The following is a 25,591-nucleotide window of genomic DNA, read 5'->3' as shown; positions in this document are numbered from 1 at the left end:
AACAGACATGGCCAAGTCCAACAAGCGGCGGCCGGCTCCGGAAAAGCCGGTCAAGGCACGCAAGTGTGTCTTCTGCGCCAAGAAGGATCAAGCGATCGACTACAAGGACACCGCGCTGCTGCGTACGTACATCAGCGAGCGCGGCAAGATCCGTGCGCGTCGCGTGACCGGCAATTGCGTGCAGCACCAGCGGGACATCGCCATCGCGGTGAAGAACGCCCGCGAGGTGGCGCTGCTGCCCTTTACCTCCTCGGCGCGATAGTCGCCGCAGGCCTACCGAAAGTACGAAACGATGAAGCTGATTCTGACGGCTGACGTCGACCACCTTGGTGCCGTCGGCGACACGGTCGAGGTCAAGGACGGTTACGGCCGCAACTTTCTGCTCCCGCGCGGGTTGGCGATCTTCGCCTCCCGCGGCGCGCAGAAGCAGGCCGACGATATCCGCCGGGCCCGCGAAACCAAGGCGGTCCGCGACCTCGGGCACGCCAACGAACTCAAGACGGCGATCGAGGCGCTCGGCCCGGTCTCGCTGCCGGTGAAGACCGCGGCCGATTCCGGGAAGCTGTTCGGCTCCGTGACCGCCAGCGATGTCGTCGCGGCCATCAAGAAGGCCGGCGGCCCCAACCTGGACAAGCGGATTGTGCGCCTGCCGAAATCGCACATCAAGGCCATCGGGACGCACCCGGTGGCGGTGCACCTGCACCCCGAGGTCGACGTCGAGGTCGCGCTCGAGGTCGTGGCGCAGAGCTAAGCACCCCGCGTTTGCTCGTTTCCCGGCGGTGGCCTCATCGGCCACCGCCGGGCTTCGTTGTACTGCGGGCACGCGGCCGCGGCGCGCTGACCAGCATCGCGGACGTCCTCCCTGGCGAACTATTTCCGGGGGGCATTTCGGCAGGGTGCTTTACCGGCCCGTAACGCTGCGAAAACACGGCGGAAAGCCAACACGCCCGGCGCAGTAACCTCGCCCGACACGCCGTAGATATTCTTGTCCACACTAATTCCATGCCGTTGTATGGCCGGTATCTGCACTGATGTCCTAGCCCTTTGCATTAATCCACAGGTTCTCCACACCCCGCTCAACACAGGTGTCGACGGATATGCACACACGATGCACAGCTTCATAAACAGCACCCCCTTTGCCTAGTAGCCAGCAACGTTTAACGTCGTCCCGGCGCCGAGCGTGCGGGTGCTCTGGAGCGCACATTGTCAGCACCTTGACTTACGCTCGATGTGGACTATCGAATGTATGTTCGGATGCGTGAATCAGGGGAGGAGGGAATCCGTGGCGGTCGTCGATGACTTGGCGTCGGGCATGGATTCCTCGCCGCCAAGCGAGGACTTCGGCCGGCAGCCACCGCAGGACCTGGCGGCCGAACAGGCGGTGCTGGGCGGGATGCTGTTGAGCAAGGACGCCATCGCCGATGTGCTGGAACGGCTGCGGCCCGGCGACTTCTACCGTCCCGCGCATCAGAACGTCTACGACGCGATCCTCGACCTGTACGGCCGTGGCGAGCCGGCCGACGCGGTAACGGTCGCCGCCGAGCTGGACCGCCGCAACCTGCTGCGCCGCATCGGCGGGGCGCCGTACCTACACACGCTGATCTCCACGGTGCCGACCGCGGCCAACGCGAGCTACTACGCGACCATCGTGGCCGAGAAGGCGCTGCTGCGGCGCCTCGTGGAGGCCGGAACCCGCGTCGTGCAGTACGGCTACGCGGGCGCCGAGGGTGCCGACGTGGCCGAGGTGGTCGACCGCGCGCAGGCCGAGATCTACGAGGTGGCCGAGCGCCGGACGTCGGAGGATTTCGTTCCGCTTGAGGATCTGCTGCAGCCGACCATGGACGAGATCGACGCCATCGCCTCCAACGGCGGCGTGGCGCGCGGCGTGCCGACCGGTTTCACCGAGCTCGACGAGGTGACCAACGGCCTGCACGCCGGGCAGATGATCATCGTGGCGGCTCGTCCTGGAGTGGGCAAAAGCACGCTTGGATTAGATTTTTTGCGGTCGTGCTCGATCAAGCACCGCATGGCGAGCGTCATCTTCTCGCTGGAGATGAGCAAGTCCGAGATCGTCATGCGGCTGCTGTCGGCGGAGGCGAAGATCAAGCTCGCCGACATGCGGTCCGGTCGGATGAGCGACGAAGACTGGACGCGGCTGGCGCGGCGGATGAGCGAAATCAGCGAGGCGCCACTGTATATCGACGACTCGCCGAACCTGACGATGATGGAGATCCGGGCCAAGGCGCGCCGGCTGCGGCAGAAATCCGACCTGCGTCTGGTGGTGGTCGACTACCTGCAGCTGATGTCGTCGGGCAAGAAGGTGGAGTCGCGGCAGCTCGAGGTGTCCGAGTTCTCGCGTCACCTCAAGCTGTTGGCCAAGGAGCTCGAGGTCCCCGTCGTCGCGATCAGCCAGCTGAACCGCGGTCCCGAGCAGCGCACCGACAAGAAGCCGATGCTGTCGGACCTTCGTGAGTCGGGATCGCTGGAGCAGGACGCGGACATGGTGATCCTGCTGAACCGGCCGGATGCGTTCGAACGCGACGACCCGCGCGGGGGAGAGGCGGACTTCATTCTCGCCAAGCACCGCAACGGCCCCACCAAGACGGTGACGGTCGCGCACCAGCTGCACCTGTCGCGGTTCACCAACATGGCGCGCTGACGTAGGTTGTTGTCCTAAGGTCCCGGAGCGCGAGCAGACCGGCCGCATCTATCGCGCGGTTGCTTCATGCCGGAAACGTCTCGATGACGCTGTGGCGGAAGATTTTTCAAAACTCCCTTGCGAAGTCCGGCCGTCCGAGCTATATAAAAATATATGCCGCAGGGCACAGATAATCGATGGACAGACAGACAGATAGGAGTGTTGGAGGTGACGGCCATGTTGGTGCGTAGCGATCCGTTTCGTGACCTCGATCGCTTCACTCAGCAGGTGTCAGGGACCGCGGCGCGTCCCGCGGTGATGCCGATGGATGCCTGGCGCGACGGCGACCAGTTCGTCGTCGAATTCGATCTGCCGGGAATCGACGAAGAATCACTGGACCTCGACATCGAGCGCAATGTGGTGACGGTGCGAGCAGAGCGCCCCGATTTCGACTCGAGCCGGGAAATGCTGGCCACCGAACGGATGCGTGGGGTGTTCAGCCGGCAGTTGGTGCTCGGCGACAATCTCGACACCGACCACATCGATGCGTCCTACGACGCCGGGGTCTTGCGATTGCGCATCCCGGTGGCCGAGAAAGCCAAGCCACGCAAGATCGCGGTCAAGCGTGAGGACAGGCAATACGCCGCCATCAGCGCGTAGGTTGGCCGGTCCGATGCTGACAGAACGCGGGTTAGCGGCGACGCACTGCAGCACCGGGACAGCGGAGGCGGGCCCTACCGCCACCGAGGGTTTCGAAGTCCGGCCGGTCGCGCTCTTGCTGGACGACGGCCCCGAGCTGTCCGGGCTGATCGCTGAGGTCGACGCCATCTTGTGCGACGCGGCGGCGAGCCTGCTTCGTCCGCCGGCATCGCGCAGAGTGGCCGGTTGCGCCCTGGTCCTGCCCCGGTCACCTGGCCGGTCCTGGGCGGTATCTGTGCAGCCTTGGCGTGCGCCCGCGCCCGAAGTGCGTGCCGTGCAACGCAGCCCTCCGCAAGCAACCCTCTGCGAAAGATGGCGACACTACCTAGAGGAAGGCAGGTGATGGCATTACAACGAGGATGACGGGCCAGTCCGCCGGCCGGGCAACACCGTGGGCGTCCACCCGAATCCCGATGGGGAAGCGGTGCGCCACTGCCACAGCCAGGCAACTCGTTTCCGGGGCGGGCGGCCCGCCCTCACATAATCTTGTCGCGGTGTCATCGACGCTGAAAACTGGTGCTAGTTACCGCTATTCGCGAGTGGGCAAGGAAGGGGTAGCCGTGATCACGCAAGCCATCCACAACGGCGCTGGACATTGGGGCGCGCTGCGCAACTTTCGCCCGGTAGAGGCCGACCCAGCCGACTGGGCAGAACAACAGCAGTCGGTTCCGCTGCTCGAGGACGAATATCCCCACGCCCGTGACCACGTCGCCTAGTAGGCGCGTAACCGTCGACACGGCCGCGATGATGGACTTCAGCGGAAGCGGAGGTTCAGCGTCGCCAGGCCAAATATCTTGCGGCCAGCCGACTTTGCGCCGACGATCACGACTCCGGTGCGGGTTTCCGGGTCCAGCGACTTGATCCGGCCACTGTATTCGATGTCGGCTCCCTCGGTGGCCGACACGATCACGGGCTGGGACAGCCGCACCGCGTAGCGGGTAACCGCACCGGGGTCGCCCGACCATGCGGAGCCGAATCCGGCACCCAACGCCATGGTGAGCATGCCGTGGGCGATCACGTCGGGCTGCCCCGCCAGTTTGGCGAGGTTCTCGTCCCAATGCAGCGGGTTGGCATCGCAGGCCACCCCGGAGTAGTTCACCAGGTCGCCGCGCGACAGTCGGGCGTGGTGGACCGGTAACTCGTCGCCGACCTTAACGTCATCGAAGGACGGTGTCCCCGGGGTGCGGGCCGTGCCGCCATGGGCGATCCGCACCTCGTCCGCGGGGCGCATCGTCTTCTGGTAGTCCGCTTCGGAGTAGTCGATTCCGGCGAGGTTCACGTCGTGCATCATCACTTGCTGAGCGACCGTCCTGATCGCCGGATCGACATCCTCGGCGGTGACGCCGACGACGGTGGTGTGCAGGGTGTGCACCCGTTCGCCGGCGGTGTCGGTGAATGTATTGGTCACCGTGATCAAGTCTCTGCCGGCGATCCTGCGCACCGATGACAGTTCGACGTCAATGTGCAGTTCGTCGCCGGCCACGATCGGGCGGTGCTGCTCGAAGACTTCCTCGGTCTGCAGGTACATCTCGTAGCCGATGACCACCGACTCGAAGAGGTGGCGGTTGGCTGCCATAGCCGGGGCGGACGTGAACGTCAGTGGAGCCACCAGGTCCGAATATCCCAGTTCAGCGGCGGCGGCGAGTTTCCAGTGGGCGGGGTGATAGTCCTGCACGGCACGGGCGAACTCGCGCAATTTCTCGCGACCGACCTGGTACGTGTCCTCGATGCGGTAGTAATGGCCGACCCGCGATTCGAGCGCCGACGTTTCTGCTGCTGCTGTCATGAATTTGCCCAACTTTTCTGTCGGCCTGTTCACGGAGGCCGACCCACGCACACTAACGTGCCGATACCAGGCCACCGGAGGGGCCGGGACGGCCGACTTCAAAAGGCCATGTCGTAGCAGACCCATAGCAGCGGGCCGACCAAGATCAGAGCTAGCAGGGTGAGACCGCCGATGAGCCGCCAGGCAAAGGTCGACCGAAAGATCACGGCCGTCACCGCCGAAGCTGTCGCCAAGACTGTCAACGCGGCGGCGATGACGATTTCGGTGCGCGCCGACTGCACCGCTGCTTCGGAGAACGGCGGGAAGAACCCGGCTTCCAATTTGATCGCCAGCGCGTGATTGTTCTCGGCGATCAGCAACAGCAGAAGCGCGAGCATCATCGCCGCCAAACCGGCCAGCGACACGCACGCGCCAAAGATATTGCGGTTGCGGGGATCTATCGGCCCCGTGTACTGAGGCATCTCGTCCACAGCCCAGATCGTAGGGTCTCGAGCGCGACCAAAGCGCCCCGGCGAGGACTGCACCGTTGACCGCAGTTGGTCCGCTGATCACGTGGTGGATACCTGGCCATGTCACCGTGCTCAGGTGCGGGCGGAACCGACGACCGGGCACTCACGCCTGGCCGGGCGCTTCCATGCCTGGTGCGAGGCGTTCGTCGGGCGGTTGCCGTTCGGGCTCGGGGCATACGTCGCACCGACGTTCGTCGGCTTCTGCGTGATCAACGGCTTCACCTTCGGCGTTGATCTGACGATCCTCACGGGATTGCGCGGCGCGCTCGGCCTTCCGGTGCCGGTCGCGGTCACGGCTGCTTACGTCTGCGCATTCACGCTCAGCTACGTGCTCAATCGCATATTCAACTTCCGGTCCCACGCGCCCGTCGGGCCGCAGGTCGCGACGTATGTCGTGGTGGTCGTCGTCAACTACCTGGCCTTCATCCTCGCAGCGACGACGGCGCTGACCGCCGTTGGAGTGCAGTATCAGCTGTCGCGGCTGGCGGCGGGCGCGTGTGAAGCGGTGTACATGTACAGCGCGCTGCGATGGGTGGTCTTCCGCCGCTGACCTGCGCGCCGGCCCGCCCTTGGTGTCCGAGGTGTGGCCCGTGCGTGACCTTCTCGCGACGGCGACGAAGGACGCTCGACACGTGACGGTAATCGCGGTCTTCGCCGCGCTCGCGACAGCTGCCTGCATCGGCTACTACTTCGGACGGCGCGCGGCCGCGACCCCGCCGAGCTGGAAGAAACGGACGAGCCGGATCGCGCTGAGCAGGCAGGCGGTCCACCTGCTCGCGATGATCACCGCGCGCCGGATCCAGCGGCGCTTCAGCACCGAGCGCATCACCCCGGGCATGGCCGCCAGATACGGGCTGAGAGTAGTTGCGCCGCGCCAGGTTCGACGCGGCGGCGTGGTGCGGTTGCGGCCCTATTAGAGTGCACTGGCATGGCTGCACTGCAGGGCAAGGTGGCGTTGGTGACCGGAGCGTCCTCGGGCCTGGGCGCCGAAACGGCGAAGCTGTTTTCCCGCGAGGGCGCAACGGTTTTCGGCATCGGCCGTGACACCGAACGCTTGACCGACGTGTTCGCCGGCATCGAACGCGGCGGATTCGCCTCGACCGACATCGGATCGGTGCAGGCCTGCCGGGACGCCGTCGAGCGGTGCGTTCGCGACTTCGGCGGCCTGGACATCCTCGTGAACGTCGCGGGGCGCCACCAGATGCGCCGGACGGAGTCGATGACCGACGAAGATTGGGAACAAGACACGCGGTCAACCTCAATGGGCCGTTCTACCTGTGCCGGGCGGCGCTGCCGCAGCTGCTGGAGCGTGGCGGGAACATCGTCAACGTCAGCTCCATCGCCGGGGTCGAGGGCCAGGCGTATTCGGCCGGCTACTGCGCCGCCAAGCACGGCCTGATCGGCCTCACCCGGGCGCTGGCCGTGGAATACACCGCGGATCGGTTGCGCGTCAACGCGGTATGCCCCGGCGGCATGCTCACGCCGCAGATCGAACAGTTCAGTGCGCCAGACGATCCCAACTACGACCTGATCATGCGCACGGCGTCACCGCGCGGCATGATGCAACCCGTCGACGTCGCCAACGTGATCGCTTTTTTGGCAAGCGACGCCGCGGCCGCGATCCACGGCGTCGTCTATCGCGTGGACAACGGCAAGGGCGCCGGTTAGCTCGCTTACCACCAGACGAGCGCGTCGAACATGAGGGCGGTGCCGGCGGCGGTGGACGCTTGATACAGCGGTTCCCACCACACCAGTCGCCCGGGGGGCGGGACCCATTTCGTCCGCCGTTCGCCGACGAAGCGGTACGACCAATACAGCGCCGCGGCGGCGAACGCCAGCACGCCGACCCAGTTCGCCGCGGCGACCCACGAGAAGCCGGCCGTGGCCGAGGGCATGTCGCGCGACGGCAACTCCATGCCGGGCATGGCCATGGCCGACGAATGCGGTTGTGCGTGCAGGCGTGTGGAGGCTCCCGGCACGGCGCCGCTCATCAGCGCATACATCCATGCCATCGCCACCATCATCGCCGCGTAGTAGCAAGCCTTCAGTCGCTGACGGGAGGCCGACGATGCCCATACGGCAACGCCCACCCACCAGAGACCGGCCAGTAGGAAAAAGAGCGTGGGACCGATTGCCGGTAGGTCGAGCTCAACGCGCCACACCATCAACACCATCGCCACTGACATCACCAGGTGCAACAGGTGGGTGAGCCGAGCCGTCCATCGATCGTGTTGTGCGACAGCGAGGTAGGCGTACATGGCGACGCTCACTCCGAACAGTGCGGTGACGGCCCAGCGCAGCGCCGGTTCGCCGATCAGGGCATGCAACATCGTGGCCTGACGAATGCTGTTCCCGTTGCACGCATGGGGCCACCCTACCCCTAGGGGGTATTTGAACCAACCACACTCGGGGGGTGTCCGCGGAGAACCGGCAGCCAGGCTGCGTGCCGGGTGTGCGGTAACGGTTCGGGCACGTTTCGATCACCCCCCGACACGTCGTGCGGCACCCCGCTTCTCGTGATTGACAATTCGGGCATGACGCAATCGCGGGAGTCCGACGATGGCGCGTGAATTCTCGCGGCAGACGTTTCTGCGGGGCGCCGTCGGAGCGTTGGCCACCGGCGCGGTCCTCGGCGCACCCCGGGTCGCCGCCGATCCGAGGGCTACCGGGTGGGAGGGCCTATCCAGCGCCCTCGGCGGGAAGGTGCTGCTACCCGACAGCCCCCAATTCGCCGGGGCCAAGCAGGTTTTCAACACCAACTACAACGGGCTGACCCCCGCGGCGGTCGTCACGCCGACATCGGCGGCCGATGTGCAGAAGGCGATGGCCTTCGCCGCCGCCCACAACCTCAAGGTTGCCCCACGCAGCGGCGGACACTCCTACATCGGCGCGTCGACCGCCAACGGCGCGATGGTGCTGGACCTGCGCCAACTGCCCGGCGATGCCAATTACGACGCCGCCACGGGACAGGTGACGGTGACGCCGGCGACGAGCCTCTACACGATGCACCGGACGCTGGCCGCGGTCGGCCGTGGCGTCCCGACCGGTACGTGCCCGTCGGTGGGTGCGGCGGGGCATGCGCTGGGCGGCGGCATGGGAGCCCAGTCCCGGCATGCCGGCCTGCTCTGCGATCAGTTGACGTCGGCGTCGGTGGTGCTGCCCAATGGCCAGGCGGTCACCGCGTCCGCCGCCAGCAATCCGGACCTGTTCTGGGCGCTGCGCGGCGGCGGTGGCGGTAACTTCGGTGTGACGACCTCGCTGACCTTCGCCACCTTCCCCACCAAGGACGTCGACGTCGTCAACCTCAACTTCCCGCCGCAGTCCTTCGCGCAGGTCCTCGTCGGTTGGCAGAACTGGCTCCGCACCGCCGACCGCGACAGCTGGGCGCTGGCCGACGCCACCGTCGACCCGATGGGCGTGCATTGCCGGATCCTGGCGACCTGCCCCGCCGGGTCGGGTAACAGCGCCGCCGCCGCGATCACCCAGGCGGTGGGGTTGCAGCCGTCGAGCACCGAGAACCACACCTTCAACTACATGGACCTGGTGAATTATCTGGCCGTCGGCAACCTCAACCCGTCACCGCTCGGGTACGTCGGTGGCTCCGACGTCTTCGCCACGGTCAACGCGGGGGTGGCGCAGGGCATCGCCGCGGCGGTCAATGCCTTTCCCCGCGGCGCCGGCCGAATGCTGGCCATCATGCACGCCATGGACGGCGCCCTCGCCACCGTGGCACCCGGCGCCACCGCCTTTCCATGGCGGCGGCAGTCGGCGCTGGTGCAGTGGTATGTGGAGACGGGCGATCCCGCGGCCGCAACCAGCTGGCTCAACACGGCACACCAAGCGGTGCAACAGTATTCGGTCGGCGGATACGTGAACTACATCGAGGCCGACCAGCCGCCGTCACGCTACTTCGGCCCGAACCTGTCCCGGCTGAGCGCTGTACGCCAGAAATACGATCCCGGCCGCGTCATGTTTTCGGGGCTGAACTACTAGGCGCCGACGGCCCGATGGTTAGCCCCGCTCCGCATTGGGTATTTCCAGTGTGTCTGTGGCGAGTTAAGGGGTTGGCGAATGGCAATCGAGCACGGTCGTGCACGGTGCCCGCGGTGCATGGCGTGGGCGCAGTACCGGTTTCTTGAGCGCGACGACGACAAGCTCGAGTATCAGGTGTGTTGCGACGCCTGCGGGAACCTGTACTCCGAGGTGACCGTCGCGTCGACCGTGACCACGCCGGCCGCCTGAGGGGCTCACCGGCCTGTCGTCCACGCGGCGGGCCCGGCCTGCGACATTACGGAACCTCGCCCTGGTGTAAAGTCTGGACCTGCGAGCCAAGACGCCCCCGACCGGAGCAGCGCCTAGTGCGCGCAACGCCGTGCGAAACGCGTTGAAAGGGGCGGCGTGAACGAGGTATTGGCGCGGGCCGGCATCTTCCAGGGGATCGCTCCCGACGCGGTCGATGCGTTGGCTCGGCACCTGCAGCACGTGTCGTTCCCGCGCAGGCGCACCGTCTTCGTCGAGGGCGAGTTGGGCGACGACCTCTACGTCATCTTGTCCGGCTCGGTGAAGATCCGCCATCAGACAACCGATGGCCGCGAAACCGTTTTCGCGGTGCTGGGCCCCGGGGACGTGTTCGGTGAGCTGGCGCTCTTCGATCCCGGCCCGCGGACGTCGACGGTGATCACCCTGACCGAAGTGGAAGCCGTGCGGATGGACCGGCCCGCGTTGCGCACCTGGATCACCGAACGCCCCGAAATCGCTGAGCAGCTGCTACGCGTGTTGGCGCGCCGCCTCCGGCACACCAACAACACGTTGTGCGACCTGATCTTTACCGACGTCCCCGCCCGGGTGGCCAAGCAAATCCTCGATCTGGCAATGCGATTCGGCACCAGCAACGGGGGCTCGGTGCTGGTCGAGCATCACCTTACCCAGAAGGAACTCGCGCAGCTGGTGGGGTCCTCGCGCGAAACGGTCAACAAAGCGCTGTCGGACTTCGTCCAACGCGGATGGATCCGGCAGCAGGGCAAGGCCCTCATCATCGATCAGCCCGCGAAGTTGGCCCGTCGCGCAAGGGCTTAGCGGCGCGCACGGCCGCGTTCGCACCCTAGGTGATCGACCAGAACTCCAGCAGGGTCCGCAAGGTCGCCACCAGAGCGAGCGGTTGGTCCAGCATGGGATGGTGGCCGGCCAGGGCCAACTCCACGAAGGGGCCACGCAACTGCAGCATGGACCGGATCCGCTCGGCCATCTCGGGGGGCACCAGTCCGGCTTCGCAGCGCAAATACCCCACGCGGCAACGTATCGCGGTCATCATGGTCTCGAGCGATTCCTCATCGGACGGTGTCGGCTCGACAAGCTCGCCGCCGAAGATCGCCGGGTCGAACTTCCAGATCCACCCTTCGCTGGTCTTGCGGACCGAGTCCGCCGCGATGTGCTGCCGGACGTAGGGCAGGATCAACTCCTGCGAGGGCACGGCCGTAAAGCGGGCCAGGATCTCATCTTTCGTCCGGTAGAGCTTGTGATTGCGCCGACGGAGTCGTCCTTCCTCCGGCGCACGCTCCCATAACGGCGAGTCGATCACCAGCATGCTGTTGATCTGCTGGCTGTAATGCATCGCCGCCGTGGACACGACCCAGCCCCCCATGCTGTGGCCGACGATCGTCGGCCGCCCGCCGGGTCCCGCGGCCGCCGCTGCCGCCATCACTTCGGTTGCCCAGGTGCGCAGGTCGTAGCTGCCACGGGCTTGGCTGTCGCCATGCCCGGACAGATCCGGTGCGATCACCCGATGGGTGCCGGAGAAGAACGGCGCGACGTGATCCCACCACCCTGAATGCGCCCCGCCGCCGTGGACGAGCACCACCGGAGGCTGGTCGGCGTCGCCCCAGACGCGCAGGTGTATGCGGCAACCGTCGACGTCGACGTCGCAGTGGTCCGGCTTTTGATCGAGCGCTGTGGTGAACCAGGACGGTGTAGTCGGCACCTGGCGCGAGCGGGAGAACAGTTTCCGACCTCCTGAGGGTTCAAACACTGTGTGCTGATTCAGCTTTCGCTCGACGCGGGCGGGAGCGGGCTGCCTGGCCGGGAAGTGGGGAAGTCACGAATTCGCGTCGGCCAGCCGCACCGTGACGGTGACCGCTCCCTTTTCGTCGCGCGTGGCGACGGCGTGTCCGGCGCGCTCGACCTCGTCAAGCCGCAGCGTCAGAGGCCCGCCGCCGTCCAGGAAGTTTCGCCACCACGTCTTCGCGTCGGGCATGTTGACGCTGATGACGATGTCGCCGCCCGAACGGCGGTAGGCCACCGGGATGCTGTATGTACGTCCGGAGCGCCGACCCGCGTAGGTCAGCATCGTGATGTTGCGATTGATCAGCCGGCCGAGGCGGCGCGAGTTGGCCAGCGCCGCTATCGGCGCATTGAAAACAGGCGCGGCTCGCATCAGGAGGCGGCCAAGGTTGTTGGGACTCACGCTAGAAGTATCGCAGCAAATGCCGGCGAGTAGTCGACCGTTGGAATTCGACGCGATGTCGCCCCGCCACGCATGCAGGTAGCATCCCGCGCAGATGCTCCAGCGGTTGCGATAAGCGAGGAAGAGGGCGCTGATGTCTGCTCCTGTCGACCCTTCGGTACCGCCCAGCGGCATGGGTTGCGTCGAGTGCGATGAGATCGGTGGTTGGTGGGTGCACCTGCGGCGCTGCGCCGCTTGCGGGCACATCGGCTGCTGCGACGACTCGCTGTCTCGTCACGCGACCAAGCATTGGAAGCAGACCGGGCATCCGATCATCCGGTCGTTCGAACCCGGCGAGGACTGGTTCTGGAACTACGAAGACAACGACTACTACGACGGCCCGGAGTTGACACCGCCCGAGTGCCGGCCCGAGGACCAATCGGTCCCCGGTCCACGCGGACGGGTGCCACATAACTGGTTCGAGCTGCTCCGCAATCGAGACGGCTGAGGCACCGAATCAGGTTGCGGCGGCCAGTAAGTCGCGCACCGCACTGTCGACGGTGCCCAGCAGGTCGGGGTCGATGCCGGTCCGACCGCGCACCAGTATCGAGGCGCTGTTGGCGCACGGCAATCCCTCGGCCGGGCTGAGCCCGTCAGGGAACTTGCCGATCATCGGCAGCAGGGCCACGCCGAGCCCCGACCGCACGGCCGCGTAGAGGCCGGACAGGTCGCCGCATTCGGCGGCGATCTCGTACTCGATGTGGTGGCTCTCCAGAATCGCGAAGGCCGGCTCGCGCAACGTGCACGGCTCGGCGAAGATGACCAGCGGCAGCGGTTCTCGCGGCGAGGCCGTCAACGTGCGCGCCGAAACCCATTGCAACCGGACCAATCCCGACGCGTTAGCGCGATCCAGACCCGCTCCATCGAGCATGATGGCCAGATCGACCAAACCGCGATCGATCGAGTCGGCCAGCGACACGTTGCGGTCGAGCCGGAAGCGCACCCGCAGGTCGGGGAGTCGCTCACGCAACTCCCGGGACAGGCCGGCCAGCATCACATCGGCGCCGTGTTCGGTGGCGCCGATGGTCAGGACCTTGTGCTCGGTCGCGCCCAGGTCGTTGAGCGCGGTGTCGTGCGCGGCCAATATCGTGCGGGCGTGGCGCAGTGCCTTCTGGCCGACCTCGGTGAAGACGACCCCGCGCCCCGAGCGTTGCACTATCGGTTCGCCGACCACGGCTTCGATCCGGCGCAGATGCTGGCTCACTGCGGATTGGCTCAGGTGTAGAGCGGCGGCGGCGCGGTGGAACCCACCGCAGTCCGCGACGGCGACGAGGCTGCGCAGCGGCGCGATGTCGAGCACCTGGGCCATAGCCGCACTGTAATCCGATCAGTGTGAGTAATCAATCATTCTGCTGATGGGTCCGGATCATCGTACCTGGTAACAACACCGATAAGTTCGAGCGATCAATCGTGATCGCCAATAATCGTTGGACTGCGCCGGTCGATCACGCGAACATGGGTGGCATGTCTTTGCCGCGCATGCCTGCGACCACCGCCGCGGCGGTCACGTTCTTTTACGCGCTCGGGTATCCGATCGGCACGCTGGCGGTAACGGCGATGACGCCGATGGCGGCGCTGGTGCTGCGGTTCGGTTTGGCCGCAATGATTTTGGCGATCTGGTCGCTGCTGGCCAGGGCCTCCTGGCCGCGGGGCGCGCAATTCGGTCACGTCCTGGTAACCGGCCTGCTGATCCAGGGCGTGCAGTTCTGCTGCCTGTACGAGGCCGTTGAGCTCGGAGCGCCGGCGGTGCTGTGCGCCGTGGTGATCGCGATGAACCCGGTGGCGACCGCGATCCTGGCCGCGACGTTTCTTCGGGAACCGCTCGGACCGCTTCGCGTGATCGCGCTGGTGTTCGGCGTCGCCGCCGTGCTGGCCGCCTCCTCGCACCGGCTGCTGAGCACCCGTGGCGAAGACCCGGTCATCGTGTTGCTTGTCGTTGGGCTGCTAGGGCTTTCGGCGGGCGGCGTCTATCAACAGCGGTTCTGCACGGGAGTCGACTTCCGGGCGATGAGTGCGCTGCAGAACGCCGTTGGGTTGATACCTGCGCTGGCACTCGCAGCGGTCACGCCGTTCACGGTGCACGACGGCATCAAAGCGGCGATCGCGGTCAGCGGCATGGTGCTGCTGAATGCCACGCTGGCGGTGAGCCTCTACGTGCGGGCCATCAACACCCACGGCGCGACGGCGGTCGCGATGCTGTTCGCCGTCATTCCCGCGGTGGCAGGAGTGCTGTCGTGGATCATCCTGGGTCAACGTCCCGACGAGGGCATTGCGATCGGGCTGGTGCTGGGCGGACTCGCATGCTGGATCAACACCCGGGCGTCCGGGCGGCGCCGGGCCGCGGGCCGAGCGCGCCCGTCGCCGCACTGCCGCAGGTCGAGCTGCAGGACGCGCCGCGATGAGGTGCCACCCATCTCCGGCCGGGAGGTCCTGCCAATAGGCTTGTCCACCATCCGCTCATCCGCCGCAGCCAATCTGTGACAATGCAGCCTGCGGAATATTCGACGGAGGCGTGGTGAACTCGGACAACGGGCGGCGTATCGGATCACGGTGGGCAGCGGGGACGGTGGCGGTCCTTGCTATGGCGGCCGCATTCAGCTGCCCTGCGGCGGCACGTGCGGACGCGCAATTGTGCAGTGCGGCCAGCGTCGACGCGAATCAAATGTGCCACTTCGATGCCTCGGCGCCATTGTCGGACATCAGCATGGTGTTTCCGGCGAACTATCCCGATGAGCAGGCGATGATCGGGTATCTGACCAAGGTCGACGACGATTTCCGCAACGCCCGTGGACCGCTGAATACGTTGAAATCGCCGACGGCGCTGAAGGTCACCGGCACGCGATACAGCTCCGGCCCGCAACCGACGGGCACCCAGTCCGTGGTCACCGAGGTCTATCAGAACCTCGGGGCCGCGCACCCGTTGGTCTGGTACAAGTCCTTCAACTACAACCTGGCCAATCAGCAGCCGATCACCTTCGATTCCTTGTTCCGCCCGGGAACCCAACCGCTGCAGGTCATCCTGCCGATCGTGCAGAAGGCACTGGCCGACCGCTATCGGGCGGCAGTGTCGATTCCACCAGCCACCGGACTCCAGCCGGCGAACTACCAGAGCTTCGCGATCACCAATGACGCGATCGTGTTCTTCTTCGATCAAAACGCGCTGCAGCCGGCTATGGAGGCCACCCAGGTATCGGTTCCGCGCGGCACGGTCGCTTCGATGATCAGCCCCGACATCGCGTAGCCGGCCGCTATAGTGGTGCAACTCCGGGAGGCACCATGACAAACGGCGACCAGCGAGCCGACGAAGAAGCCATTCGTGCGCTCGTCGATCAGCAGGTAAAGGGTTGGGCCGCAGGCGATCCGGCTGCCTACGCCAGCGTCTTCACCGCCGACGCCGACTACATCACCTTTCTGGGCACCCATCACACGGGCCGCGACGCCATCACGGCCGCGTATGTTCCACTGTTCCGGCGGCTCCTCAAGGGAACACGGCTGCTGATCGACATCACCGAGGTCCGATTTCTCACCACCGATGTCGCGCTGGTCCACGCGAATGCGTCGGTGAGCAAAGGGGCGCGACGGCGTCATGGGCGCGGCACCCGCGTGAACACCAGCGTCGCCGTTCGCACAGACGGCCGCTGGCAGCTCGCCGCCTCGCAGAACACCACCCACCGGCGGGTCTCTGAAGCGGTTATCGCTAAATTATTTTCCTGATCGTCGCCGCCCGACTAGCGTTGGGTCGTCATGAGGGCGCGAATGGCGACACCGCGGGATGCCGATGCGGTGGCGGAAATCTACGTACCGTATGTGCGCGATACGGCGATCTCCTTCGAGGCGGCGCCGCCCGATGCCGAGGAGATGCGGTCCAGGATCACCACAACGCTCGCGCGGATGCCGTGGCTGGTGGTCACCGATGACGAGCGCGTCAAGGGATTCGCCTACGCGAGCCCGCACCGGGAGCGCGACGCTTACCGCTGGTCTGCCGATGTGTCGCTGTACCTGGACGAATCGATCCACCGCCAAGGCCACGGCCGCCGGCTCTACACCGCGTTGTTCAATGTGCTTGTCGCGCAGGGCTACATCAACGCCTATGCGGGTATCGCGCTGCCCAATCCCGCCAGCGTGGGGCTGCACGAGGCGTTGGGTTTCACACCGGTCGGCGTCTTTTCCGGCGTGGGGTTCAAGCACGACACCTGGTGGGATGTCGGCTGGTGGCATCGGCGGCTGGCCGACCCGACCCCGGACCCGCCCGAGCCGGTGCCCTGGTCGCGGCTGCCCGATCAGGCCCTCGCCACCGCGCTCGCGGCATACACCGATAGCGGACGATGACCGCGGTGCTCTGGGACCAGCACACGTGTCTGCCACTCAAGGCCGACGCCGAGGTCGACCCGTTGCTTCGTTACCAACGCCGCGCCGGGACTTTGCTTTCCGTCAACGCGGGATACTCACCCCACGCCTTCGACGACGCCGTGGCGCTGCTGCGCCACTACCGGGCGGCGATCGATGGCCGTCCCGATCTCGAACTGGTCGCCACTATCGACGATGTGGACGCGGCGGCGCGAGCGGGCCGCATAGCGGTGGTGTTCGACCTGGAGGATTCACGGCCGTTGGACGACGACCTCGCGAATGTGCGAAGGCTGGCCGACCTCGGTGTGCGCACCCTGTTGCCGACCTATAACAACGCGAACCGCGCCGGCAGCGGTTGCCTCGACCACACCGATGGCGGCCTGACCGCATGGGGCCGCGCGGTCGTTGCCGAGCTGAACGCCGCCGGCGTCGTCCCGGACGGCTCCCATTGCAGCGCCCGCACCGGTCTGGATATGTGCGAGGTATCGACCGGCCCAGTCATTTACAGTCATTCGTGCATGCGTGCGCTCTGGGATCACCCGCGCAACATCACCGATGACCAGGCGCGGGCCTGCGCGGAAACCGGTGGTGTCGTCGGCATCACCGGAGTCGGTATCTTCCTGGGACCCAACACGCCCACGCTGGAGGCGATGACGCGTCATCTGGAATACGCGGTGGACCTCATCGGCGTTGAGCACGTCGGCGTCAGCACCGACTTCTCGTTCGATGCCGCCGACTTCATCGACGAGCTGGAGCGCAATCCACACCTGTTCGACGACAGCTACACCCGCTGGGGCCCCATCCGGTGGATGCCCCCGGAGACCTTCCTGGCACTCGGCGAGCACCTCCGCAGCAGGGGGTGGAGCGCCCGCGACATCAACGCGGTGCTGGGCGGGAACTTCCATCGGGTGGCCCGGAGGGCCTGGCGCCGCTGAACGCGCCGCCTGTGGCACAACGGCTTCAGGGCAGTTCGACCCTGCTGGCCAGCCAGCGACCGTCCACCTTTTCCATGGTCATCTTGACCCGGCTACGGTCCAGCTGCGGTGCCGGCGCGGCCCCGTTGCTCACCGACTGATCGACGAACAGGACGACGTCCACCTTGTCTCCGGTGGCGGACTGGACTGCGGCGTCGATCACACTGCCGTGCGCCGCCGCCTTGTTGTCGATAAGCGTCTGCCGCAGCTGCGCACTGGATTTGGTGTACATGTCCTTGAATTCACCGGTCGAACCGTCGAGGACGTCGGCGAAGTTCTTGTCGATCGCATTGGTGTCGACACTGGTCAACGTGGTGATGTACTTCTTTGCGGCGTCGAGCGCCTGCGCCGCGGCAACGTCCTTCTGGTGATGCTGAAACACCAGCCAGCCCTCATAGCCGGCACCGGCAAGCACCGCGGCCAGCACCGCGATCGCCGCCCAGTGAACGACGTTGCCGCGGCGTTCCTTTCGGACATCGGGGTGCGCATCGTCGCCGACGTCCTCGCCCTCGTCCGGCGCCCCGTCGTCTGCCGCGTCGTCGTCTGGCGCCGTATCGGCTGGTACTTCGTCGGCAGGGGCCTCGTCGGCTTCCGTCGTTGCGGGGGCCGGCGGGCGCGGCACCTCATCTCCGATCGACTCCGCGGCGGCGCGAAAGCGATTCACCAGCCATGTTGCCGGGTTGCCGACTGTTGATAGCGATGGGCGAGAGTTCATCAGTTGCATGCGCCGGAGTCGCGTAGCGCGTTCGCCCAGCCGGTGGCCGAGACGATGTTCGCGTGGGTGACTCCTGACGGATCCTTTCTCTTGATGCTGTCGCTGATCCGCGACAGTTGAAATGCCAAGTGGGTCATCGATTCACCGCCGTACACCGGTGAGTACGGTCCAAAGTTGTCGGGCTGATTGGTGATGATCAGCGGCTTCACCCGAGGTGCCAGAAAGGCCGTCGACTGGTCGACATTGGCGACCACGGCGTGGGCGTCGCCCTGCACGCCACCGGCGGAATAGTCGTCATGCTGGTCGCCGAGGTACCGGTTGAAGTCGTTGATCTGGCCCATCAGCGGATCGAATTGCGATTTGAACCATTGGCAGGAGTCCGACATTCCACCGACCATCTCCGGTGTCACGCGTCCCGTGAAGGTGTTGTACGGCCAGATGTCGAAGTTCGGTGACCAATCGGTGGGCGCCGGCGTGAACACCGGCAACGGTGGCGGGGGCTGACCCGGGTCGGCGGTGGCTGGGCCGGCGAGCACGATCGCGACCGCGAGCGCCGGCCCGGCGCACGCCAGGCCGCTACCCGCCCGTCGCAACCTCGTCAGATTCATCCGCTCTTCCCCGATAAGTACGATATCCCGCGGTCGCCGAATACCGAACCACCAATCGCATCGCAAAATCGCTATTAACATCCGAGTCCAGGTAGGCGATCTTCTCGCGAAGTCGGCAACGCGTCAAGGGGCTGTCACCAGGTGGATAGTGCAATGACCACCAGTCATTACGTACGCGTAGACCCCTGAACGCCGGCAGGATCGCCCCCATCGGAAAGTTCGGATCTTCCGCAAAGTCTGAGTAGCCGTTAACATAACCGCCCGTGGGGGCACAGCTGACCTTGGGGCGCGTCCGGGGATGACCGCGCAGGACGACCGCGCGCTCAACGACGACCGGGCGCCCGACAATGTGGCCACTATCCAAGAGTGGTCCGCCGGATACGTCGTGCGGCACCCCCTGGCGTCCCTCAACACCCTCGGCGAGCAGTACATCCTCGCGATACGCACCATCGAGTACTGCATGGTCGACCTGTTCACCGGGCGGTTCCAGTGGGCGGAGTTCATCCGCCAGGGAGCGTTCATGGCCGCCACGGCGGTGCTGCCGACGGTGTTGGTGGCGCTGCCGATCGGGGTGACGCTGTCGATTCAGTTCGCCCTGCTGGCCAACCAGGTCGGCGCTACGTCGCTCGCCGGGGCGGCCAGTGGACTCGCGGTGATCCGGCAGGCCGCCTCGCTGGTGGCCGCGGTTCTCATGGCATCCGCCGTCGGCTCGGCCATCACCGCCGATCTCGGCTCCCGCACCATGCGCGAGGAGACCGACGCCATGGAGGTCATGGGAGTCTCGGTGATTCGCCGTTTGGTGGTGCCCCGCTTCGCCGCGGCCGTCATGGTTGGTGTCGCCCTGACCGGAATCACCTGCTTCGTAGGGTTTTTGGCCAGCTACCTCTTCAATGTCTATTTCCAGCGCGGCGCCCCGGGAAGCTTCGTGGCGACGTTCTCGTCGTTCGCCACCACGGAGGACATGGTCGTCGCGCTGCTCAAAGCCGTGATCTACGGCGCGATCGTGGCGGTAATCGCCTGCCAGAAAGGGCTATTCACCAAGGGCGGCCCGGCGGGAGTCGCGAACTCGGTGAACGCCGCAGTGGTGGAGTCGATCCTGGTGTTGATGATCGTCAACGTCGGAATCAGCGAGCTGTACAACGCGCTGTACCCCAGGACGGGGCTGTGACATGACGGCGTCCACGTACGTCCCCACGCTCGCCCGGCCGATCCTCGGCGCCTATCGGGCGGCGGCCGCCCCGACCATGCGGTTGGGCCACATGCTGCTGTTCTTCGCCCGGGCCGTGCTCGCCGTCCCGTCCGTGCTGCGCCAATACCGCACGGAATTCCTGCGATTGCTGTCGAACATCGCGTGGGGCAACGGCTCGATCGTCGTCGGTGGTGGCACGGCAGGCGTCGCGGTGGTACTCGGATTCACCGCAGGCGCACTGGTCGCCGTGGAGGGTTACAACTTCCTCAATCTCCTCGGCCTGGGTCCCGCCACCGGCATCATCTCCTCACTGGTCAACACCCGTGAGCTGGCGCCGATCATGGCATCGCTGGCTTTCGCGATGCAGGCCGGCTGCCGGTTCACCGCGCAGCTGGGTGCCATGCGTATCGCCGAAGAGATCGATGCCCTGGAATCGCTGGCCATCCGCCCCATTCCGTTCCTGGTCACGACGCGGCTCATGGCCTCCGTGATCGCGGTGATACCGCTCTACATCGCCTGCCTGGCGGTGACCTATCTGACGTGTCAGGTCGTCGCCGAGGTGATCAGCGGTGGATCCGTCGGCCCGTACCTGCATTACTTCACCATGATGCTGAGCGCCAAAGACATCGCCTACTCGGTGATCAAGTGCGTTGTCTTCGTGTGGCTTTCGTCGACCGTGCAGTGCTACTACGGCTTCTATGCCTCCGGCGGCCCGGAGGGCGTCGGGGTAGCCGCCGGGCATGCCATGCGGGCGAGCATCACCGTGGTGATCATGGTCAACATGCTGCTCACGATGGCGCTGTGGAGCATCGACGCCGGCGCGAGATTCGGTGGTTGAATGGCGAATTCATTGGATTTCGACGGGCGGGGCCCTTCCGACCATCAGCTGCTCGCCATGGGTGCCGCGGTGCTGCTGATAGCGAGCCTGGTCACGGGCAGCCTTCTGCTGAAATCCACCGGCCGGCTCAACGACTACATCCGCGTGGTCGCCGAGTTGACCAACGTCGGCGACGGATTGCCGGCCCGCTCCGATGTGAAATATCACGGGCTGCTCGTCGGCGCCGTCGACAACGTGATCCCGGCGGCCTACGGCAAACCCAACTATGTGCATATCAACCTCAAACCCGAATACGCCAAGGACATTCCGGGTGCGGTGACCGCACGTGTGGTGCCCAGTAACGTGTTCGCGGTCTCGTCGGTGCAACTCGTCGACGGCCGCCCGAGTTCGAGCATCCGCAGCGGCGCGCGCATCCCGGAAGACTCGCAGCTTTCCACGGTGATCTTCCAGACCACGATCAGCAAGCTGCGTGACATCCTTGCCGCGACCGGCCGCGGCCGCGAAGACCACAGCGTGGGAATACTGGCCGCCGTCGCGGCCGCCACAAATAACCGGCGCCCCGCGCTGCTCGCCGCCGGCGCGCAGATGACCCGGGTGCTCGATGAGCTCAACGGGATCGTCACGACCGACCCCGGACCCTCTACAGTTTCAGCGCTGCTGGATGCCACCCGCGGCCTGCAGTCCACGGCGCCCGACCTTGTCGACGTCCTGCATGACGCGGTCAAACCGATGCAGACCCTGGTCGAAAAGCGTGAGCAGTTCCGGTCTCTGGTCACCGGTTCGCACCACACCTTCGGGGTGAGCCGGCAAGCGTTCGACAACCACACCGATCAGCTGATCGAGATGACGCAGCACCTCACGCCGGCCCTGGGTGTGTTCGCGCTGCACAGCGATAAGTTCGTGCCGATCTTCACCAGACTGAACCGGTTGTCCGACAAGTTCTTCCAGGAGGTATGGGATCCCGAACTCGACACGGGAAACATGCGGGTCAATCTGGCGCTGACCCCGACCTACACCTATACGCGCGCCGACTGCCCCCGTTACGGTCAGTTACTCGGGCCGAGTTGCTATACCGCCCCGACCATTGCGGTGCGCCCCGACCTGCCCGAAGTTCTGCTGCCGCAGAACTACCATCCGCCCGCGGATCTGGCGCCGCCGCCGGGAACCCGGATCGGGCCCGACAACAACCTCGTCCCCGTCGGGCCGCCGCTCTACAACCCCAACCCGAACCTGCAGGACCCCAATCCGCCGCTGCCGTGGTGGCCGTGGCCGACCGGCCCGGCTCCCCGAGTTCCGGGAACCGCCGATCCCGACGACGCGCCGCCCCCTGAGGGTCCGCCGCCGGCACCGAACCCGGGACGGCCCGGTGCGGTCGCACCATCGGGGTACGGCGGAAACGTCGGTCCGGTTGGCAGCCAACGCGAGCGCGACCAGCTGGGTTGGATCACCGGCCAGGGACGGCCGGCGTCGGTGGCGACGCAGTTGCTGCTCGGCCCGGTGGCGCGCGGCACGGCGGTCTCGCTGACACCCCGGCAGCAGCCGGCGGGTGGGCCGAAATGAAGGTCCGGGGTCCGCTGATCGGTCTGTCGATGTTCATGGCACTCGCCATCGCCGTGACCTGGATGGTGTACGCCACCCTGCGGCGCGACGTGGCCGGACCGACCACCGGCTACGCGGCGATGTTCACCGACGTGTACGGGTTACGCGTCGGCGATGACGTCCGGATGGCCGGCGTGCGGGTCGGCCGCGTCGAAAACGTGGAACTCACCGGCAAATTGGCAAAGGTCTCGTTCATCGTCGAAAACGAGCAGCGCCTGTACGGCAACACCGTCGCGTCGGTGACCTACCAGAACATCATCGGGCAGCGCTACCTGGGCTTGTCGTTGGGAGAAATCGGAAACCGCGGACCGCTGCCCGCCGGAAGCGTGATACCGGTGCAGCAGACCGACCCGTCCTTCGATGTCGGTAAGTTGCTCAACGGTTTCGAGCCGCTGTTCACCTTGCTCAACGCCAAGGACGCCGACGACCTGACCAAGGGCGTGCTGCAGTCGCTGCAGGGTGATCAGGCGTCCATCCCGCTGCTGGTGGAGCAGACGTCGACGATCACCCGCACGTTGTCCGCCCGCGATCAATCGCTGGGCGACCTCATCAGCAGCCTCACCAAGGTCACCGACACCGTCGCCCGCCAGAACGACGACCTCGATCACGCACTGGACCAAACACGTGCTGCGGTCGCCAATTTCGACGGCAGGCGTGCGTCGCTGCAGGACTCGGTGGGCTCGATCGCTCAGGTGACCCGTCGGCTCTCGGCGATCGCCGACGACGTGGATCCGTCGCTGAACGAACTGATCACCCGCGAGCCCGGGTTCAGCAAGCACATGGCCGGCATCGAACCCCAGCTGGCCTTCACCGGTGACAATCTGCCGTTGCTGCTCAAGGGCTTTGCGCGAATCGTCAGCGAGGGCTCCTACGGCAATGCCTACGCGTGCGACCTGAACGCGGCCGGCTTCTTCCCCGGTCTCAACGACATCACCACCTTCATCGTCAACGCCGCCACGCCGGGCAACGCGTATCCGATCACCACAAAGAACCTGGGGTGGCACACCCCGCGATGCAGGAACATGGCCAATGGCTGAATCGCTGCCGGCCCGGTGGGCGCGGCGCCGCCCGCTGGAGTCGTACAACAGGACCTGGCTCGGGCTGGCGGGACTGGTGCTGGTCGCCGTCCTCGTCGCGGCCGCATTGGGAATCAAGCTTCTCGGTGTCGGGTATACGCACTACACCGCCGAATTCCTGCAAGCCGCAACGCTGCGACCCGGAAACCCTGTCACCATCGCCGGCATCGAAGTCGGGCACGTCACCAGCATGAAACTCGATGGCGATCACGTGGAAGCGGGTTTGAGCGTGCGCGACAACGTGGCGCTGGGCAAGGACACCCGAGCGGTGATCAAGGTGATGACGATCCTCGGTTCACGCTACCTCGAGCTGGTGCCCGACGGACCGGGCTCGCTGCCGGCCAAGACGATCGGCCTGGCACACACCGAGGTGCCCTACGACCTGCAATCGCTGCTCGAGGACGCGACCACGACCTTCGAGCAAGTCGACTCCGACCAGTTCGCCCAGTCGCTCGCGGTGCTGGGCAAGCAGCTCGGCGGGGTGCCGCCACTGATTCCGCAGGCCGTCGCGAATCTGCAGACCCTGTCCACGATCACTGCGGACCGCCGGGGCCAGCTCGGCACGCTGCTGAAAAGCACTGAGCGGGTGGTCAATACCCTGCGGCGCCAGCAGACCAACATCGGGCACCTGATGGATCAGGGACAGGATCTGCTCGGACACCTGGTCGCGCGCGAAGCCACGTTCCATGCCATGTTCGCCGGCCTGACGGACCTTGTCGACCAGCTCGACAAGGTCGTGGTCAACAACCGGCCTTTGCTCGACGAGTTGTTCGCCAACCTGCACGAACTGACGAACATGGTCGGCCAGCACGATGACCTGTTGCGCAATCTTCTGCAGGTCGCCCCGGTGGCCCTGCGCGGCCTGACCAACGCCACCGGTTACGGACCGGTCGTCGAGTTCAACCTGCCCAACGGCCTCGCGATCGATTCGTGGATGTGTGCCATCAGCGGTCGCGCCAAGGAATTCAAGATGATCCAGTACTTCAAGGACTGCAAATGATTTCCGGCAGGCGCAAGCTCATCGCCGTGGGCGCCGCGGCCGCGGCGCTGGCCGCCGTCACCATCGGGGTAGTCGGCCATTACGTCAAGTCCCGGCTGGACACCATGACGGTGACCGCGCAATTCGACAGCGCCGCCGGCCTTTACGAAGGCAACGTCGTTGCGGTCCTCGGCATGCCGGTGGGCAAGGTCAGCAAGGTCACCTCGAAAGGCAGTTACGTCGAGGCCGAGCTGACGGTGGACAAGAAGGTCAGGATCCCGGCCGCCGCCCGCGCGGTCACGATCACCACCTCCATCCTCACCGATCGGCAGGTCGAACTGACCCCGCCGTACCGGGGTGGGCCGGTGCTGAAGAACCACGACACGATCGGACTGACCCGAACCAAGACGCCGGTGGCCTTCGATCGCGTGCTCGACATGCTCGACAAGGTGTCCAAATCGCTCAAGGGCGACGGAAAGGGCGGCGGACCCATCGCCGACCTGAGCGACTCCGCGGTCGCCATCACCGACGGCAATGGCAAGAAGATCCTGTCGGCCCTCGACGAGCTCTCCAACGCTCTGCGGCTCAGCTCCGAGCGTGGCGGAACCACCCGCGAGCAGCTGACCACGATCATCACCGACCTCAGCTCGATCACCGACGCGGCCGCACGCAATGACACCAAGCTGCGCCAATTCGGTTCCACGACACGGCAGCTCAGCCAGATGCTCGCCGACGAAAAGCTCGGAACCGGTAGCACTGGGCGCACCATCAACCGAATCCTCGAGGAGGTCGCCATGCTACTCGAGCAGAACCGGGACAACCTCAAGCAGGCGGTGCGCAACGGCGACACCGCCGCCAAGACCATCATCGAAGACCAGCGCGGGGTTTCGGAGATGCTCGACGTGCTCCCCATGACGCTGGAGAACCTGTACAACACCGTCGATCAGAACAACGGCGCGATACGCGTGCACGGGCTGCTCGATAAGGCGCTGACCGATAGCCAGTCCGCCAAGGAGCTCTGCAACCTCATGCACCTGCGCCAACTCGGCTGCAGCACAGGCACACTGCAAGACTATGGGCCCGACTTCGGCCTGACCTACATTCTCGACGGTCTCTCGGCGATGGGGCAGTAGTG

At 65.9% G+C, this 25,591-nt stretch carries 30 protein-coding genes and 1 pseudogene; 23 read left to right on the top strand and 8 right to left on the bottom strand.

Features of this window, described 5'->3' with window-relative positions:
- Positions 1–7 precede the first annotated feature (7 nt).
- The 5 genes from rpsR (at position 8) to B9D87_RS26880 (ending at position 4,053) form a co-directional block, all read left to right on the top strand.
- Positions 8–262, top strand: coding sequence for a 30S ribosomal protein S18 (gene rpsR, locus B9D87_RS18895; protein ID WP_003874730.1), 255 nt, complete (start codon positions 8–10; stop codon positions 260–262).
- Positions 263–292: 30 nt separating this feature from the next.
- The gene (gene rplI / locus B9D87_RS18890) at positions 293–751 is read left to right on the top strand and encodes a 50S ribosomal protein L9 (protein ID WP_007771723.1); all 459 of its coding nucleotides are present in this window, start codon (positions 293–295) and stop codon (positions 749–751) included.
- A gap of 531 nt (positions 752–1,282) precedes the next feature.
- On the top strand, positions 1,283–2,659 hold the full coding sequence (gene dnaB / locus B9D87_RS18880) for a replicative DNA helicase (protein WP_007771724.1): 1,377 nt from the start codon (positions 1,283–1,285) through the stop codon (positions 2,657–2,659).
- A gap of 216 nt (positions 2,660–2,875) precedes the next feature.
- A complete protein-coding gene (locus B9D87_RS18875) occupies positions 2,876–3,298 on the top strand; it encodes an Hsp20/alpha crystallin family protein (protein ID WP_040630678.1) in 423 nt (140 codons plus the stop codon).
- Positions 3,299–3,831: 533 nt separating this feature from the next.
- Positions 3,832–4,053, top strand: coding sequence for a hypothetical protein (locus B9D87_RS26880; protein ID WP_148664707.1), 222 nt, complete (start codon positions 3,832–3,834; stop codon positions 4,051–4,053).
- 38 nt (positions 4,054–4,091) lie between these two features.
- Here B9D87_RS26880 and B9D87_RS18870 read toward each other — a convergent pair whose 3' ends face one another.
- Together B9D87_RS18870 and B9D87_RS18865 are read right to left on the bottom strand one after the other, a co-directional pair.
- Positions 4,092–5,123, bottom strand: a complete 1,032-nt coding sequence (locus B9D87_RS18870; RefSeq protein ID WP_007771729.1) for a fused (3R)-hydroxyacyl-ACP dehydratase subunits HadA/HadB — start codon at positions 5,121–5,123, stop codon at positions 4,092–4,094.
- Positions 5,124–5,221: 98 nt separating this feature from the next.
- Entirely contained in the window at positions 5,222–5,593 is a 372-nt protein-coding gene (locus B9D87_RS18865) for a hypothetical protein (protein ID WP_007771731.1), read from the bottom strand.
- 115 nt (positions 5,594–5,708) lie between these two features.
- Between B9D87_RS18865 and B9D87_RS18860 the strand changes: the two genes are divergently transcribed.
- From B9D87_RS18860 to B9D87_RS18850, 3 genes and pseudogenes are all read left to right on the top strand, one after another.
- Entirely contained in the window at positions 5,709–6,182 is a 474-nt protein-coding gene (locus B9D87_RS18860; RefSeq protein ID WP_007771732.1) for a GtrA family protein, read from the top strand.
- Positions 6,183–6,222: 40 nt separating this feature from the next.
- Complete coding sequence (locus tag B9D87_RS18855; RefSeq protein WP_238553450.1) at positions 6,223–6,549, top strand: hypothetical protein; 327 nt, start codon at positions 6,223–6,225, stop codon at positions 6,547–6,549.
- A gap of 11 nt (positions 6,550–6,560) precedes the next feature.
- A pseudogene (locus B9D87_RS18850) lies at positions 6,561–7,300 on the top strand (SDR family NAD(P)-dependent oxidoreductase).
- A gap of 5 nt (positions 7,301–7,305) precedes the next feature.
- Here the strand turns inward: B9D87_RS18850 and B9D87_RS18845 are convergent.
- Complete coding sequence (locus tag B9D87_RS18845) at positions 7,306–7,950, bottom strand: DUF5134 domain-containing protein (RefSeq protein WP_040630682.1); 645 nt, start codon at positions 7,948–7,950, stop codon at positions 7,306–7,308.
- 241 nt (positions 7,951–8,191) lie between these two features.
- On the opposite strand from B9D87_RS18845, the gene B9D87_RS18840 reads away from it, so the two are divergent.
- The 3 genes from B9D87_RS18840 (at position 8,192) to B9D87_RS18835 (ending at position 10,708) form a co-directional block, all read left to right on the top strand.
- The gene (locus B9D87_RS18840) at positions 8,192–9,625 is read left to right on the top strand and encodes an FAD-dependent oxidoreductase (RefSeq protein WP_007771735.1); all 1,434 of its coding nucleotides are present in this window, start codon (positions 8,192–8,194) and stop codon (positions 9,623–9,625) included.
- Positions 9,626–9,703: 78 nt separating this feature from the next.
- Positions 9,704–9,874, top strand: a complete 171-nt coding sequence (locus tag B9D87_RS27080) for a hypothetical protein (protein WP_157373221.1) — start codon at positions 9,704–9,706, stop codon at positions 9,872–9,874.
- A 156-nt stretch (positions 9,875–10,030) separates the two neighbouring features.
- Positions 10,031–10,708 carry a Crp/Fnr family transcriptional regulator gene (locus B9D87_RS18835; RefSeq protein WP_007771737.1) on the top strand — a complete coding sequence of 226 codons (678 nt, stop codon included), beginning with the start codon at positions 10,031–10,033 and terminating at the stop codon, positions 10,706–10,708.
- A 25-nt stretch (positions 10,709–10,733) separates the two neighbouring features.
- On the opposite strand, the gene B9D87_RS18830 is transcribed toward B9D87_RS18835, so the two are convergent.
- Together B9D87_RS18830 and B9D87_RS18825 are read right to left on the bottom strand one after the other, a co-directional pair.
- Positions 10,734–11,609, bottom strand: coding sequence for an alpha/beta fold hydrolase (locus B9D87_RS18830; protein WP_007771738.1), 876 nt, complete (start codon positions 11,607–11,609; stop codon positions 10,734–10,736).
- A gap of 114 nt (positions 11,610–11,723) precedes the next feature.
- Complete coding sequence (locus B9D87_RS18825; RefSeq protein WP_007771739.1) at positions 11,724–12,062, bottom strand: nitroreductase/quinone reductase family protein; 339 nt, start codon at positions 12,060–12,062, stop codon at positions 11,724–11,726.
- A 163-nt stretch (positions 12,063–12,225) separates the two neighbouring features.
- Between B9D87_RS18825 and B9D87_RS18820 the strand changes: the two genes are divergently transcribed.
- Complete coding sequence (locus B9D87_RS18820; protein WP_040630514.1) at positions 12,226–12,579, top strand: UBP-type zinc finger domain-containing protein; 354 nt, start codon at positions 12,226–12,228, stop codon at positions 12,577–12,579.
- A gap of 9 nt (positions 12,580–12,588) precedes the next feature.
- Here B9D87_RS18820 and B9D87_RS18815 read toward each other — a convergent pair whose 3' ends face one another.
- Positions 12,589–13,440, bottom strand: coding sequence for a LysR family transcriptional regulator (locus B9D87_RS18815; protein WP_007771741.1), 852 nt, complete (start codon positions 13,438–13,440; stop codon positions 12,589–12,591).
- 170 nt (positions 13,441–13,610) lie between these two features.
- On the opposite strand from B9D87_RS18815, the gene B9D87_RS18810 reads away from it, so the two are divergent.
- The 5 genes from B9D87_RS18810 to B9D87_RS18790 all read left to right on the top strand — a co-directional run bounded on the left by B9D87_RS18810 (position 13,611) and on the right by B9D87_RS18790 (position 17,413).
- A complete protein-coding gene (locus tag B9D87_RS18810) occupies positions 13,611–14,612 on the top strand; it encodes a DMT family transporter (protein ID WP_085382821.1) in 1,002 nt (333 codons plus the stop codon).
- A 100-nt stretch (positions 14,613–14,712) separates the two neighbouring features.
- Positions 14,713–15,372 carry an esterase gene (locus B9D87_RS18805; RefSeq protein ID WP_367648960.1) on the top strand — a complete coding sequence of 220 codons (660 nt, stop codon included), beginning with the start codon at positions 14,713–14,715 and terminating at the stop codon, positions 15,370–15,372.
- 35 nt (positions 15,373–15,407) lie between these two features.
- Positions 15,408–15,845 (top strand): SgcJ/EcaC family oxidoreductase, encoded by a 438-nt coding sequence (locus B9D87_RS18800; protein WP_007771744.1) that lies wholly within the window; start codon positions 15,408–15,410, stop codon positions 15,843–15,845.
- Between the two features lie 42 nt (positions 15,846–15,887).
- Positions 15,888–16,460 (top strand): arsinothricin resistance N-acetyltransferase ArsN1 family B, encoded by a 573-nt coding sequence (locus B9D87_RS18795; protein WP_007771745.1) that lies wholly within the window; start codon positions 15,888–15,890, stop codon positions 16,458–16,460.
- Complete coding sequence (locus B9D87_RS18790; protein ID WP_007771746.1) at positions 16,457–17,413, top strand: dipeptidase; 957 nt, start codon at positions 16,457–16,459, stop codon at positions 17,411–17,413. The genes B9D87_RS18795 and B9D87_RS18790 overlap by 4 nt, the downstream gene beginning before the upstream one ends.
- 25 nt (positions 17,414–17,438) lie before the next feature.
- On the opposite strand, the gene B9D87_RS18785 is transcribed toward B9D87_RS18790, so the two are convergent.
- Positions 17,439–18,176: an Rv1363c family protein gene (locus tag B9D87_RS18785; RefSeq protein ID WP_052002520.1), complete on the bottom strand. Its 738-nt coding sequence runs from the start codon at positions 18,174–18,176 to the stop codon at positions 17,439–17,441.
- On the bottom strand, positions 18,167–18,775 hold the full coding sequence (locus B9D87_RS18780; protein ID WP_007771748.1) for a hypothetical protein: 609 nt from the start codon (positions 18,773–18,775) through the stop codon (positions 18,167–18,169). The genes B9D87_RS18785 and B9D87_RS18780 overlap by 10 nt, the downstream gene beginning before the upstream one ends.
- Positions 18,776–19,073: 298 nt before the next feature.
- On the opposite strand from B9D87_RS18780, the gene B9D87_RS18775 reads away from it, so the two are divergent.
- From B9D87_RS18775 to B9D87_RS18750, 6 genes are read left to right on the top strand one after another with little or no spacing between them, the layout of a single operon-like run.
- Complete coding sequence (locus B9D87_RS18775; RefSeq protein WP_007771749.1) at positions 19,074–19,943, top strand: MlaE family ABC transporter permease; 870 nt, start codon at positions 19,074–19,076, stop codon at positions 19,941–19,943.
- A gap of 1 nt (position 19,944) precedes the next feature.
- A complete protein-coding gene (locus B9D87_RS18770; RefSeq protein ID WP_007771750.1) occupies positions 19,945–20,802 on the top strand; it encodes an MlaE family ABC transporter permease in 858 nt (285 codons plus the stop codon).
- Positions 20,803–22,362 (top strand): MlaD family protein, encoded by a 1,560-nt coding sequence (locus B9D87_RS18765; protein ID WP_007771752.1) that lies wholly within the window; start codon positions 20,803–20,805, stop codon positions 22,360–22,362.
- On the top strand, positions 22,359–23,438 hold the full coding sequence (locus B9D87_RS18760) for an MlaD family protein (protein ID WP_007771753.1): 1,080 nt from the start codon (positions 22,359–22,361) through the stop codon (positions 23,436–23,438). Before B9D87_RS18765 ends, B9D87_RS18760 begins: the two co-directional genes overlap by 4 nt.
- A complete protein-coding gene (locus B9D87_RS18755) occupies positions 23,431–24,477 on the top strand; it encodes an MCE family protein (RefSeq protein ID WP_007771754.1) in 1,047 nt (348 codons plus the stop codon). The genes B9D87_RS18760 and B9D87_RS18755 overlap by 8 nt, the downstream gene beginning before the upstream one ends.
- Positions 24,474–25,589 carry an MCE family protein gene (locus B9D87_RS18750; RefSeq protein WP_007771756.1) on the top strand — a complete coding sequence of 372 codons (1,116 nt, stop codon included), beginning with the start codon at positions 24,474–24,476 and terminating at the stop codon, positions 25,587–25,589. The genes B9D87_RS18755 and B9D87_RS18750 overlap by 4 nt, the downstream gene beginning before the upstream one ends.
- Positions 25,590–25,591 lie beyond the last annotated feature (2 nt).

This window comes from Mycobacterium colombiense CECT 3035, from assembly GCF_002105755.1.
GTDB classification, from domain to species: Bacteria; Actinomycetota; Actinomycetes; order Mycobacteriales; family Mycobacteriaceae; genus Mycobacterium; species Mycobacterium colombiense.
This window is presented reverse-complemented; position numbering and strand designations above follow the sequence as displayed.

What these genes read in the sequence shown, in the direction of transcription:
- B9D87_RS18765 (WP_007771752.1), top strand. Translation starts at nt 20,803, where the DNA reads ATGGCGAATTCATTGGATTTCGACGGGCGGGGCCCTTCCGACCATCAG.
- B9D87_RS18805 (WP_367648960.1), top strand. Translation starts at nt 14,713, where the DNA reads ATGGCGGCCGCATTCAGCTGCCCTGCGGCGGCACGTGCGGACGCGCAA.
- rplI (WP_007771723.1), top strand. Translation starts at nt 293, where the DNA reads ATGAAGCTGATTCTGACGGCTGACGTCGACCACCTTGGTGCCGTCGGC.
- B9D87_RS18785 (WP_052002520.1), bottom strand. Translation starts at nt 18,176, where the DNA reads ATGCAACTGATGAACTCTCGCCCATCGCTATCAACAGTCGGCAACCCG.
- B9D87_RS18780 (WP_007771748.1), bottom strand. Translation starts at nt 18,775, where the DNA reads ATGAATCTGACGAGGTTGCGACGGGCGGGTAGCGGCCTGGCGTGCGCC.
- B9D87_RS18760 (WP_007771753.1), top strand. Translation starts at nt 22,359, where the DNA reads ATGAAGGTCCGGGGTCCGCTGATCGGTCTGTCGATGTTCATGGCACTC.
- B9D87_RS18775 (WP_007771749.1), top strand. Translation starts at nt 19,074, where the DNA reads ATGACCGCGCAGGACGACCGCGCGCTCAACGACGACCGGGCGCCCGAC.
- B9D87_RS18875 (WP_040630678.1), top strand. Translation starts at nt 2,876, where the DNA reads ATGTTGGTGCGTAGCGATCCGTTTCGTGACCTCGATCGCTTCACTCAG.
- B9D87_RS18825 (WP_007771739.1), bottom strand. Translation starts at nt 12,062, where the DNA reads ATGCGAGCCGCGCCTGTTTTCAATGCGCCGATAGCGGCGCTGGCCAAC.
- B9D87_RS18790 (WP_007771746.1), top strand. Translation starts at nt 16,457, where the DNA reads ATGACCGCGGTGCTCTGGGACCAGCACACGTGTCTGCCACTCAAGGCC.
- B9D87_RS18755 (WP_007771754.1), top strand. Translation starts at nt 23,431, where the DNA reads ATGGCTGAATCGCTGCCGGCCCGGTGGGCGCGGCGCCGCCCGCTGGAG.
- B9D87_RS18750 (WP_007771756.1), top strand. Translation starts at nt 24,474, where the DNA reads ATGATTTCCGGCAGGCGCAAGCTCATCGCCGTGGGCGCCGCGGCCGCG.
- B9D87_RS18795 (WP_007771745.1), top strand. Translation starts at nt 15,888, where the DNA reads ATGGCGACACCGCGGGATGCCGATGCGGTGGCGGAAATCTACGTACCG.
- B9D87_RS18840 (WP_007771735.1), top strand. Translation starts at nt 8,192, where the DNA reads ATGGCGCGTGAATTCTCGCGGCAGACGTTTCTGCGGGGCGCCGTCGGA.
- B9D87_RS18810 (WP_085382821.1), top strand. Translation starts at nt 13,611, where the DNA reads ATGCCTGCGACCACCGCCGCGGCGGTCACGTTCTTTTACGCGCTCGGG.
- B9D87_RS18870 (WP_007771729.1), bottom strand. Translation starts at nt 5,123, where the DNA reads ATGACAGCAGCAGCAGAAACGTCGGCGCTCGAATCGCGGGTCGGCCAT.
- B9D87_RS18815 (WP_007771741.1), bottom strand. Translation starts at nt 13,440, where the DNA reads ATGGCCCAGGTGCTCGACATCGCGCCGCTGCGCAGCCTCGTCGCCGTC.
- B9D87_RS18820 (WP_040630514.1), top strand. Translation starts at nt 12,226, where the DNA reads ATGTCTGCTCCTGTCGACCCTTCGGTACCGCCCAGCGGCATGGGTTGC.
- rpsR (WP_003874730.1), top strand. Translation starts at nt 8, where the DNA reads ATGGCCAAGTCCAACAAGCGGCGGCCGGCTCCGGAAAAGCCGGTCAAG.
- B9D87_RS18770 (WP_007771750.1), top strand. Translation starts at nt 19,945, where the DNA reads ATGACGGCGTCCACGTACGTCCCCACGCTCGCCCGGCCGATCCTCGGC.
- B9D87_RS18800 (WP_007771744.1), top strand. Translation starts at nt 15,408, where the DNA reads ATGACAAACGGCGACCAGCGAGCCGACGAAGAAGCCATTCGTGCGCTC.
- B9D87_RS27080 (WP_157373221.1), top strand. Translation starts at nt 9,704, where the DNA reads ATGGCAATCGAGCACGGTCGTGCACGGTGCCCGCGGTGCATGGCGTGG.